This is a genomic window from uncultured Chloroflexus sp., assembly GCF_937129525.1.
Lineage (GTDB): Bacteria > Chloroflexota > Chloroflexia > Chloroflexales > Chloroflexaceae > Chloroflexus.
Window position 1 is genome coordinate 1 of sequence record NZ_CAKZNK010000078.1, and the last position, 7962, is coordinate 7962.

Consider the following 7962-nt stretch of genomic DNA (forward strand, 5'->3'; position numbering starts at 1 on the left):
GATAGGCGATAGCTGATAGGCGATAGGCGATAGCTGATAGGCGATAGTCTTTCTGCGTCCTCTGCGATCTCTGCGGTGGTAACAATCGGCGAGAGGGGACTGGTTGCGCTGTGAGAGGGTAGGGGCGCAGCAGCGCTGCGCCCCTACTGCGGTTGCGGCGGTTTGTGAGTCGGTGTGGTGGGTGATTGGGCTGGTGGATTTTGCTCTTGCCCTGCTGTAATCGTTCGTGTACAATGCCTGCGGTTTATCAAAACGTCTCGTGGCGCGCTGAGAGCTATGTCGATGTCTGTGGCGGGTAAACGGCGCTGGACGCCTACTGTTGAACAATTTGCTTATGTGGTAATCGCGGCGCTGGCGATCACGAGCCGGTTGTGGGGGTTGGGTGATCGCGCCTTGCATCACGATGAAACGCTGCACGCGGCCTATTCCTGGTATCTGTTCAGCGGTCGCGGCTATATGCACGATCCGCTTTTGCACGGGCCGTTGCTCTACCACCTCGGCGCGCTGACCTTTTTTCTGTTTGGCGATAATGATACGACGGCGCGGTTGAGCGCTGCGCTGTTTAGCATTGGACTGACGCTTAGTCCGCTGTTGTTGCGACCGGTGATTGGGCGGCTGGCGGCGCTGGTGGCCAGCGTTTATCTGCTCATCTCGCCAGTGTCACTGTATGTGGGGCGCTTTTTCCGGCACGATATTTATTCGGTCGTTTGCGAGATACTGGTTTTTATAGCTATCGCGCGCTATGCGCTCGATCCGCGTCCACGCTGGCTGTATCTGGGCGCAGCGGCGCTGGCGTTGATGTTGACCAATCAGGAGACGACGTATCTCTACGTCTTGATCTTTGCTCTGCCGCTCGCGGCAATCTTTTGCTGGCAGGTGTTTCGCCCAGGGCTGGCTATTGTCGGCGGGTTGGGAGTGGCGCTGGCGCTGCTGATCTTCGTGTTGCCGGGCACGGCAGTGGTTGATGGCGCTCATCACGCGCAACGCGATGCCGGTGGCGCGATTGTGGTTGATCAACCGGGGCCGATCTTTGGCTGGCCGCCGCTGGAAACTGAAGATAACGGTTATGCTCTGCTGGTGCGCAATCGCTCTGATAGCGATGGCGGGCGTAGCGTTTGGGAGAATGGGCTGCGTTATCTGGCCGACATCGGTCGGTTTGTCAATCATCCGGCGATTATTAGCGCCTTGATCGCGCTGACCGGCGCGCTGGCGCTGCTGGTGTGGCTGGTCTGGTTCCGGCGCGACAGGGACGGTTTTACCCCTTGGGAGTCTGCGCTGCAGCGGGGTGAGCCGGCGGCGCTGGTAGCCTCCAGTCTGTTCGTTGATCGGCGCTGGCAGGTGGCGCTGATGATCGCGCTGACCATCTATGCGGTGCTGTTTACCTCTTTTTTCACCAATCTGCTCGGCCTGATTTCAGGTGTGGCCGGCTCACTCCTTTACTGGCTGGCGCAACACAATGTGCAGCGCGGGAGTCAGCCGGGGCATTATTACGCTGTTATCCTGGCAACGTATGAGCCGCTGCTGATGCTTGGTGCGGCGGCAGGATTGCCGCTGGCAATCGTGGCTGCGCGTCGGCGCTGGCCGGAGGCGTTCGCGGTTGGCCTGATTGCCTGGTGGGTCGTGGGCGCGTCTGCAATCTACACCTGGGCGGGCGAAAAGATGCCCTGGCTGACCATTCACATCACGCTGCCGCTCACCCTTCTGTTTGGGTGGACGTTGGCGAAGCTGGTGGCGCTGGCGCAACAGCAGGTGGCAAGCTGGCAGCAAGATCAGGTATTGGCTGCGGAGCTGGCAGTAGCCGAACCGGTTACTCCGGCTGCCACTGACGCTCCCTCATCCGGCGCCGGCGATCTCGCGCCAGCGCCGACGGGCGGATGGCGCTGGCTGGAGGATTGGCAGCCGGGAGCGTTGGGTTTGCCCAAAGGATCGTTGTTCAGTTTTGGCTTGCTCTTTGGTTTAATCGTCAGTCTCGGTTATCTCTTGCTGACAATCACGGTGGCTGCCGGTCCGACTTCGCCCATTCAGCCCTGGCAGGCATTCATCTTTACCCTGACTCTGTTTACGCTGCTGGTGATCGGCGCCGGTCTGCGTTGGGGTTGGACGGTGACGGCAGCAATTGTAGCGATTTGGCTGGCGTTGGGGATTGGGTTCTACACTGCGCGCGCCAGTATCCGCCTGGCCTATCAAACCGGCGATGTCGCCCGCGAGATGATGGTGTATACGCAGACTTCGCCTGATGTGATGCGGATCGCGCGGCGATTGGAAGAGGCGGCGCTGCGGCGCGGCGGCGGCACGCGCCTGCCCGTGATGTACGACAACGAGACGGTCTGGCTCTGGTACCTGCGCGATTGGCCGGGAGCGGTTTATGTGCCGGGGGGACGGCTGAATGGTCCGCCGGCAGCAGAGGTGCAGGCAGTGTTGCTCTTGCAAGAAAATCTCGACCGTTACCCGGAAAATCGCACCTATTTGCAAGATTTTGTGTTGCAGCGTTACCCCCTACGCTGGTGGTTCCCCGAAGACCAGACCTACCGACTGAACGGCAGTTCATTGCTCGACAGGTTATTGCGCAACCCGCTCGATTACGAAGCTTCGGCGCAGCTATGGCGGTATCTGATGTTCCGTCAGCCACCGGCAGGGCTTGGCTCGACCGATATGGTGATTGCGGTGCGGCCAGAACTGGCCCGGCAGATCGGTATCGGACTGGGTGGGTCGCTGCGCATGCCGGAACGGTAGGCCGGTGGCAATCCGATTGCGTGCTCGTTGCGCGTCACGCCGGATCGATTCGTGATATAGTCATCTACAAATTGGCGCCGCCTGACAACATACCGCTATGTCAACACAGACGCTTACAACCGAAACCCTGCTTGATCGGCGATTGCGGATCGGCTGGCTTACCTGGGAAACAGCGCTCTACACGATCATTCTGATCGCCAGCGTGATTGCCCATCTGTGGGGGTTGGAGCGCATGGCGCTTCATCACGACGAGTCGATTCATGCCTGGTCGAGCTGGCGACTCTACAGTGGCGCGGGGGGCTTTTCCTGCTGGAATGGCCTCGACGAGAATGGCAATGCGCGCGGTGGGGTTGTCCACGAAACCTACTGTTACGATCCCGTTTACCATGGGCCGTCACTCTATTTTCTTACGGCGCTGATCTATTTTCTGTTTGGCGATGGCGATGCGCAGGCGCGGTTGCCAATGGCATTGGCCGGGATCGGGTTGGTCGCGTCGGCCTGGTGGCTGCGGCCTTATCTGGGTCGGGCCGGCGCGCTGGTTGCCGCGTTCCTGCTCGGCTTTTCGCCCTCTCTGCTCTACTACACGCGCTTTGCCCGTCACGATGGCCTGATGGTGTTGTGGGAACTGTGGATGGTGATCGGCGCTCTGCGCTGGATCGATACCGGCAGGCGGCAGTGGCTCTATCTCACCGCGCTGGGGTTGACTCTGGCAATTGCGACGCACGAGCTATACTACATTTTGCTCTTCATTTTTGGCATCTTTGTGCTGATGCGCTTGCTGGCTGAGAGCCGGTTTGCCCGCTATCTCAACATCGCGTTGCTGGTCGTTATCGGGCTTTGCGCCGCGCTGATGATCATCAATCCACCACTGCCGTTTGGCCGCGGATTGTATATCGGCGAGAAGGCGTTCCTGGTAGCGTCGGCGCTCGCGCTGGCCTGGCTCTGCCAGCGGTTGTGGCCGCCGGAACCGATCCTGACCGAACGCCTGCGCCAGCTCTGGCGCGAGGAACGCGCCACGCTTTGGACGGCGCTGGCGATTCTGGGTGGCGTGTATCTGGTGCTTTACACCAGCTTTTTCACGTATCTGCCGGGCGCCATTGATGGGATTACTGCCGGCCTGATCTACTGGTTGGGTAGTCAGCAGGATTATGCGCGTGGCGATCAGCCCTGGTACTACTATTTGATGCTGCTGCCGCTGTATGAACCGCTGGCAGTGCTCAGCGGGATCGGTGTGGTGGGGGCGATGATCGTGGCGGTGGCGCGGCGCTGGCTGGCAACTCGACGGGTGGCTAACGCGGCGACAGCCGAGCCGGTGGACGATGGCGATGTCGATACCACGGCCCGGCTGCGCGCGCAAAAACCCTGGCCGCTCTATCCGTTGCTGGTCGTCTTCTGGTTCTTCACCGCGATCATCATCTTTTCCTGGGCCGGCGAGAAGATGCCCTGGCTGGTCGTTCATATGGCGCTGCCGGGAAATCTGCTGGCCGCGTGGGTGATCGGACGGATTATCGATGTTGTCCGACGCGAGCGGGTATCGGCGCGGATCTGGTTGATTCCGCTGATCGTGATCCTGTTATCAGTGGCGGTTGGCGTGGCGTTCTGGCGGTTGAGCAGCGGCGAGCAGAGCGCATTGTTGCAGGCGATTATCCCACTGCTGATCGTGTTTGGCCTGATCTACGCCTTGCTCACTCTGCTCGGGCAGTTGGGTGGACGGGCAACGCTGGCGGCAGTGAGTTTGACCGTGGCGCTGGCGCTGGCTGCGTACACGATCCGCGCCTCCTGGCTGGTGGTTTACGATCACCCCGATGTGCCAATCGAGCCGCTCATCTATACGCAGACTGCGCCCGATGTGCCGCGCTATGCCGCTGATATTCGCGAACTGGCGATCAATCTCACCCGCAGCAATCGTGGGCCGCAAGACCCGGTTGGCGGTTTGACCATGCCGGTTGTTCTCGACCGGGGCGATGAAACCTCTGAGGGATCGCTGGCCTGGCCGTTGAACTGGTATCTGCGCGATTTCCAGAATCTGGTCTGGGTGAACGGTAGCGAATTGGGGCGCGTGCCGTCGGTTGAGCAACTGACGGTGACGATGCCCGATGGCAACCGCGATCTGGCGCCAATGGTGTTGCTCTACCGACCATACGTTACCGACCGGTTGCGCGATCTGTTGCGCGAGTCGTATGTGCAGCCTTACGGTAAAGCGGGTGTCTTCAACTGGTGGTTCCCCGAGGGGAATAAGTGTTCACCGCAAAGCCCCGGGTATAAGCGGTTTTACTACAGTACCTGGTCGGCGGCTGCCGCCCAAGAGGATTGTGGGCGCGATCTCAGCAGCGAACTGAATGGGCCGTTTGACGCGCTGCTCTGGCCGTTCCGGCGCGAAAACTGGCCGGCGTTGGGCCGTTATCTGCTCTTCCGGCAGTTACCGGAACCACTGACCCCCGGCGCGCGCGAAGTTGAGGTCTGGCTGCGGCGCGATCTGGCCGGGGGCGTGGCGCAGACGGCTACCAGCGTGGTAACTGCGCCTGAATTGCGCCTGGCAGCGCAGGCTGAGATACGGCTCTCGAGCGCCGGTATCGGCGCAACAGGGATTGCCATCGATCCGCAGGGCAACATCTACATGGCCGATACGCTTAACCATCGCATCGAAGTCTTTGCGCCTGATGGCGCGCTGGCGCGCAATTTCGGTTCGCAAGGCAGTGGCCTGGATCAGTTCTACGAGCCGCGTGGCCTGGCATTCGACGCGGAGGGCAATCTCTATGTGGCCGACACCTGGAATGCGCGCATCGTGAAGTACTCGCCTGAGCTGCGCCCGCTGGCGAGCTGGGGCAGCGGTGACCTCGATCTCGGCGATGGCCGGCGAGCGACGATTACCGAAGGAGATCCGGCGCGCAACGCTGCCGCTCCGCTCGGTTTCTTCGGGCCGCGCGGGGTTGCGGTTGATGCGGATGGCAACGTCTATATCGCCGACACCGGCAACAAGCGGATCGTTGTAACCGATAGCAATGGCACTTTCCTGTACCAGTTTGGCGGCGCCGGCAGCGCGCCCGGTCAGTTCAATGAGCCGACCAGCCTGGCATTTGATGGCGCCGGCAACCTCTACGTTGCCGATACGTGGAACGGACGGGTGCAGGTCTTTGCCCGCGCAGCCGATGGCCGGATCGATCCAATCCCGCTGATGACGTGGCCGGTGCGGGGATGGCAGTCCAACACGTATGACGATCCAATGTTGACGGTAAGCCGTGACGGGACGGTATACGTGGCAGTGCCTTCGCGCCAGCACGTGCTGGTTGTCGGTAGCGGCGGCGATCCGCTCCTGCGGTGGACGGGGGTAGGAATGGATAATGTGCCGATCAGCAGTCCTAGCGGGCTGGCAGTGGCATCTGATGGCAGCATCTGGGTTGTTGACCGCATCGGCGGTCGCGCAGTTCGCTTCAGCTTACCGGCGCTTGCGCCTGTCAGACCGTAATGATGACCGATTTTCGCCATCTCAACCATACCATTTCACCAGCGGCGACCGAGCTGCCGGAAGCGTGGCAACGGTGTCTCAGCCGGTTAGGTGATTACACCGCCATGGTGGTGCGGGCGCTCAACTTACGGCCCCAGGCCGCAACGCTCTACCGACAAACCACGCAACATTTGCTGGTGCGGCTGACCTTGCCCACCGAGCACGTCATCTTGCGCATAGCCCCGGAAGATGATCTGGCGGCCCATGTCACCTTTTTGCGGGGGCTGGCGCTGGAAGGCCTGCCGGGAGCGCGCATCATTCAGCGCGATCTCAGCAAGGCGTTCACGCCTTTTGCCTATACGCTGGAGAGTTTTGTGGCCGGGCAGACGGCGGCTGAGCTGAGCGACGACCATTTGTTGCACAGCGTTGCCCGCCAGGCCGGTCGGGCCTTGCGGCGGCTGCATCGTCAGCGGATGCCGCGTCCGGGTCGGCCTACCATCAGCGGACGCTGGCCGTGGCAGAGCTGGCGAGCTGTGTTGATGGCTATCGGCCAGCGTCTGGCCGGGCCGCCGGTATTGCAACTGGTGTTCGCGCCGGCGGAGATTCAGGCGTTGCAGACAGTCCTGAACGATGCGCGGCTCGATACGGCAACGCCGGTACTGATCCACGGCAACTTCGGCCCGCAGGCAGTTCGCTGCACGGTAGGAGGACAGCACGCGCATCTCGAGGCGCTGGAAGAACCGGGCTGGTTTATCAGCGGCGACGGCCTGTTCGATCTGGCGTTTGGTTTGCGGGCGCACCTGCCGGCGGCATGGCGCGAAGGGTTATACGAAGGCTACTGTAGCGCTGGCGCGTTGAGTCAGGCGGAAACCGAGCGGTTACACGCGCTGCGTCTGCTGGCCTGCGCGTGGAGCGCCTGCGATCGGTATGCGCGCGGCTTGCCGCACGAGGCGGACGCTGGAGAGGCGCGGCGGTTGCTATCAGCCTTCGAGGTAGCGCCGATTGAGTCAGCGTAAGCCCGGTTTGGCGGGTTCATCGCGCAGGGAGAGCGGCTTATGACTGCGGAGCGCATCATTCAGATCTACGGCAGCGCCGACGAGCTGTATGGCGCGGCGGCGGCGCTGACCGCGGCAACGTTGCAACAGGCGATCGGGCAACGGAGGCGGGCGCTGGTTGCGCTTTCAGGCGGCAGTCTCACGGCGCGCCTCTATCCGCTACTGGCCAACCCACCGTGGCGCGATCAGATCGACTGGAGCGCAGTGAGCATACTCTTTGCCGACGAGCGGTACGTACCCTTCGATCATCCCGACAACACCTATCGCGCCACCCGCCAGACCCTGCTTGACCATGTGCCGGCGCGAGCGGAACAGGTCTTTCCGGTGCCATCCTACTACCGCGATCCGGAGCAGGCCGCGGCAATCTACCATCGGCAGACGGCGGCGCTGCTGGCGACGCATGACGGTCGTTTCGATCTGGTCATTCTGGGCATGGGGCCTGACGGACACACCGCCTCGCTCTTCCCGCGCCATCCGGCGCTGGCAACCCCTGCCGACGCGCTGGCGGTCGTCGCGCGCGATGCGCCCAAACCGCCGCCAGTGCGGATCAGCCTGACCCCAACGGCGTTGAATGCGGCGCGAACGGTATTGTTCGTGGTCAGCGGCGCTGACAAAGCGCAGGCGGTGGCAGCGGCGCTGTCAGCAAGCGGCGATCCACTTGACCAACCGACGCGCCTGATCCAGCCGGTCGATGGACAGATACACTGGTTGCTCGACGCGGCGGCGGCG

Annotated in this window: 4 protein-coding genes; all 4 read left to right on the forward strand. The window is 62.1% G+C overall.

Translation table 11 applies throughout. From position 1 onward, the window contains the following. Positions 1 to 276 precede the first annotated feature (276 nt). Complete coding sequence (locus Q0650_RS09640; protein WP_298818361.1) at positions 277 to 2733, forward strand: flippase activity-associated protein Agl23; 2457 nt, start codon at positions 277 to 279, stop codon at positions 2731 to 2733. A 97-nt stretch (positions 2734 to 2830) separates the two neighbouring features. After that, on the forward strand, positions 2831 to 6199 hold the full coding sequence (locus Q0650_RS09645) for a flippase activity-associated protein Agl23 (protein WP_298818363.1): 3369 nt from the start codon (positions 2831 to 2833) through the stop codon (positions 6197 to 6199). Next, positions 6199 to 7194, forward strand: a complete 996-nt coding sequence (locus Q0650_RS09650; protein ID WP_298818365.1) for a phosphotransferase — start codon at positions 6199 to 6201, stop codon at positions 7192 to 7194. The genes Q0650_RS09645 and Q0650_RS09650 overlap by 1 nt, the downstream gene beginning before the upstream one ends. Before the next feature lie 39 nt (positions 7195 to 7233). Further along, a partial coding sequence (gene pgl / locus Q0650_RS09655) for a 6-phosphogluconolactonase (protein ID WP_298818367.1) occupies positions 7234 to 7962 on the forward strand: 729 nt, incomplete at its 3' end.

What these genes read in the sequence shown, in the direction of transcription:
- Q0650_RS09640 (WP_298818361.1), top strand. Translation starts at nt 277, where the DNA reads ATGTCGATGTCTGTGGCGGGTAAACGGCGCTGGACGCCTACTGTTGAA.
- Q0650_RS09645 (WP_298818363.1), top strand. Translation starts at nt 2,831, where the DNA reads ATGTCAACACAGACGCTTACAACCGAAACCCTGCTTGATCGGCGATTG.
- Q0650_RS09650 (WP_298818365.1), top strand. Translation starts at nt 6,199, where the DNA reads ATGATGACCGATTTTCGCCATCTCAACCATACCATTTCACCAGCGGCG.